Below are 3,340 nucleotides of genomic sequence, written 5' to 3'. Positions count from 1 at the left end.
TTGCGGTGGGGGGGGGGGGGGGGCGGGGGGGGGGGGGGGGGGCGTGGCCGGGGCCCCGCGCGGCGGGGGGGGGGGGCCGGCCCGGCGGGGGGCCCCGGTCCGGACGGGCGGTCGCAGCGCGGGGCGGTCAGACGGCCCAGCGGTCCCACTTCTGGTTGTCGCCGCCGTTGCACGTCCACTGCTGCAGCCCGGCGCCGTTCCAGGTGCCCCACTCGGCGACGTCGAGGCACTTGCCGCTGTGGCGGGCGCTGATGTGGTCGAAGCCGGAGGTGCTGGACGTCTGGATCTTCCACTGCTGGGACGTGGCGCCGTTGCAGGCGTTCTGGACGATCTGGGCGCCGTCGGCGGTGGAGGCGGAGGCCACGTCGAGGCACTTGCCGCTGTGGCGGGCCATGATCTGGTAGTAGCCGCTGCTCAGCTTCTTGAACCAGAAGTCCTGGTTGATCTCGCCGCCGCAGGTCCACTGGACGAGGCCGGCGCCGTTGGTGGTGGCGAAGTTCGCCACATCGGCGCACCTGCCGCTGTTGCGCGCCGTCAGGGACTCCCAGACGACGTTCATCCCGGTGACCGTGCCGGCCGCGGTGTCGATGGTGAGCTGCGGGGAGTAGTCCATGGTCATGGTGGTGCTGGTGGGGAACTTCAGCGGTGCCCAGACGTACTGGGAGTCGTTGACCATGCCGCCCAGGGAGTTGCCCCAGCGGTCGCCCATGTAGAGGTAGCTGGTGCCGCTGGTGCCCTGGACGGGGAGGACGTACGCGGTCTGGCTGCGGTACGTCGTCGAGTCGCCGATGTCCTTCAGGTCGGTCCAGGTGCCGGTGATGCTGCTGGCGGTGGCGTACTTCTGCTGGTTGGGCGCCCAGCCGGTGGCCCCGGAGGTGAGCAGGAAGTAGACGCCGTTGCGCTTGAACATCGCGGGGGCCTCGCGCCACTGCCCGGGCCACAGCTTCTGGACCTGGGCCTCGATGCCGGTGTAGTCGGCGGTCAGGCGGTAGACGTGCAGGTCGGCGTTCTCGTTGGCGGCGGAGATCATGTAACCGGCGCCGTCGGTGTCGACGAAGGTCGTGATGTCACGGGACATGTGGCCGAGCGGGCGGAAGCTGCCCCGCCAGGCGTAGTTCCCGTCGACGGTGTCCGACACGGCGACCGCCGCACGCGCCTCGGAGTAGTCGGTGGCGCTGCCCTCCTTGTGCATCCACATCACGAACTTGCCGGTGGAGGCGTTGTAGACGACCTTGGGCCGCTCGATGTTGGCGCCCACCAGCTCCGGGTGGGTGGCCTCGGTCAGGACGTGGTTGCGGAACTCCCACGTCTTCAGGTCGGCCGACCGGTAGGCGGAGACGTACCGGAAGCTGTTGTCCGAGTGCCGGTTCTCACCGAACCAGTAGTAGTACGAGCCGACCTTCACGACCCCGCCGCCATGGGCGTGGACGGGATTGCCGTTCGGATCGGTGAACTGGGTGCCGTTCGCGATGGTCACCGGGGCGGCGTGGGCCGTACCCGCGGCCGTGACCAGGGAGAGAAGGAGTGCGCAGACGAATGCCGCCACTCCGGAGATCTTGAGTCGCATGGCGCGATACCTCGTGGTGTTGATGGACCAGGCGCACCACGCGGACCGCGCGGCAAAGGCCGTGACGGGAGTCCGGAGCGGCGGGGCGCCTGGCAGGGGGGACGGGGCCGTTCGGGCCGTGTGAGCATCGTGTTTACGTAATGTTTTCGTAAACACGATGTAGCCGGAAGTCTGGGGAGGGTGCGGGAGGCTGTCAAGGATTCGGACGAAAACGGTTCGAGCTTTGACCTGAGGGTGCTGTTTGCGTCAACATGACTGGATGGGTGCGCCTGGGAGCACTCTGTACGCCAGGGGAAGGAACGGTCGACGGTGGCGGAGAAGACTACGAGGACTCCTCGCTCTCGCCCTCCCCGCAAGTGGCCCTCCATGGCCGAGGTCGCCGCCAAGGCCGGCGTCTCCTCCCAGACCGTCTCCCGCGTGGCCAACAACCACGACAACGTCGACGACTCGACGCGGGCGAAGGTCCTCGCCGCGATGCAGGAGCTCGGTTACCGCCCGAACGCGGCGGCTCGCGCCCTGGTCACCGGCAGGTTCGGCGCGATCGGCGTCGTCAGCTTCGACGTCGGGGCGCACGGCAACGCCCGTACCCTCGGAGCCGTCGCCGACGCGGCGCGCGAGGCCGGCTTCTCGGTCAACTTCATGGGGATCCGGGCGCAGACCGAGGCCGCCGTACGGCAGGCCTTCCGGCACCTGACCCTGCAGTCCGTCGACGGCATCGTCCTGGTGGAGTCGCAGATGCTGGACACCCCGTCGCTGCACCTGCCGCCCACGATGCCGGTGGTCGTCGCCGACGGCGACACCGGTCACCAGTACTCGAACGTCGACTTCGACCAGGCCAGCGGCACCCGGAGCGTGGTCCGGCACCTCCTGGACCTCGGTCACCGGACCGTGTACCACGTCAGCGGCCCGCACGACTCCTTCGCCGCCCGGCGGCGCGCCGAGGCGTGGGAGCGCACCCTCGTGGCCGCCGGCGCCCCGGTGCGGCCGGTGCTGTACGGGGACTGGACCGCCGAGTCCGGCTATCTCGCGGGCCGGACCCTGGCGCAGGTCCCCGACGTGACGGCGATCTTCGCGGCGAACGACCAGATGGCGCTGGGCATCCTGCGCGCCCTGCACGAGGCGGGACGCTCCGTGCCGGGCGAGGTCAGCGTGGCGGGCTTCGACGACGTCCCCGAGGCCCCCTATTTCGAGCCACCGCTGACCACGATCCACCAGGACTTCGACGTCGTGGGCCGCCACTGCGTGACCCTGCTCCTCGAGCAGATCGAGCGCCGTGGCAGCGGGCCGCGTCGGCTCGCGGTCGAACCCACCCTCGTGGTGCGGGGCAGCACGGCGCTTCCACCCGCCTGACCTGCACGAACCCACCTCGTACGCGCCCATCGCCGGGCCGTCTCCCCGCACCCCGGGGAGGCGGCCCGGCCGCGCATGTTCACGTACACATACCGCATCGCGCGGCGGTACGCGGGGGACGGACTTCTCCGCGCCGAATCCCGGTCGATTGCTACCACTTAGTGCTTGACGTCATGTGACGGCGATGCAACCATCAAGCCACCGATGATTACGTAAACATGAAACGCATCGGGCCCCTGTAACTTCTGGCCGTCCGGCCGCCGAGCCCTTCGAGGCCCCCGAGGTCCCGCAGGTTTTCGAGGCCCTCCGCTTCCGCCGCTCCGTTCCCGACCGGTCGGTCATCGACGCTAGGAACCACCATGACGCTCCTGTCGACGTCAGCACAGGCGGGTTCTCCGCCCCGCCGACAAGCCCGTTTCCGCC

The 3,340-nt window shown here is 69.8% G+C and carries 2 protein-coding genes; one reads left to right on the top strand and one right to left on the bottom strand.

Features of this window, described 5'->3' with window-relative positions; genetic code table 11:
• Nucleotides 1-127: 127 nt before the first annotated feature.
• Nucleotides 128-1,567 carry an RICIN domain-containing protein gene (locus ACWDVG_RS31510; protein WP_451704336.1) on the bottom strand — a complete coding sequence of 480 codons (1,440 nt, stop codon included), beginning with the start codon at nt 1,565-1,567 and terminating at the stop codon, nt 128-130.
• A gap of 366 nt (nt 1,568-1,933) precedes the next feature.
• Between ACWDVG_RS31510 and ACWDVG_RS31505 the strand changes: the two genes are divergently transcribed.
• Nucleotides 1,934-2,917 carry a LacI family DNA-binding transcriptional regulator gene (locus tag ACWDVG_RS31505; protein ID WP_451704334.1) on the top strand — a complete coding sequence of 328 codons (984 nt, stop codon included), beginning with the start codon at nt 1,934-1,936 and terminating at the stop codon, nt 2,915-2,917.
• The last annotated feature ends 423 nt before the right edge of the window (nt 2,918-3,340 follow it).

This window comes from Streptomyces sp. NPDC003327, from assembly GCF_053589515.1.
The sequence above is the reverse complement of the archived record's forward strand: the minus strand, read 5'-3'. Positions and strand labels throughout refer to the sequence as shown.